Below are 230 nucleotides of genomic sequence, written 5' to 3'. Positions count from 1 at the left end.
GTTAGAGGTATGGTAAAAAGTTTAGCAAAAAAGGCAAAAACTATTAGCGATGATGAAGCACAGAAACTAAGTGTTCATAATTTTCGGAATAGTTACGCTGTCTATGGTATTCGTTCAGGAATCAATTTGTATGCAATGATGAAACTGATGGGTCACTCTACTGTTACTTCATTGAAGCCATACGCAGAACAAAGTAGAGATCAGATCAAATTCGATATGGAGAAAAATCC

Annotated in this window: 1 protein-coding gene; it reads left to right on the top strand. The window is 35.7% G+C overall.

Going from position 1 to position 230, the window contains the following annotated elements; genetic code table 11:
- A partial coding sequence (locus AOA59_RS32225) for a tyrosine-type recombinase/integrase (protein ID WP_143522884.1) occupies nt 1-230 on the top strand: 230 nt, incomplete at both ends.

This window comes from Pseudomonas sp. 2822-15 (genome assembly GCF_002742515.1).
GTDB classification, from domain to species: Bacteria; Pseudomonadota; Gammaproteobacteria; order Pseudomonadales; family Pseudomonadaceae; genus Aquipseudomonas; species Aquipseudomonas salomonii.
Note: the sequence above shows the minus strand (reverse complement) of the source record. Positions and strands in the feature narration are given on the sequence as shown.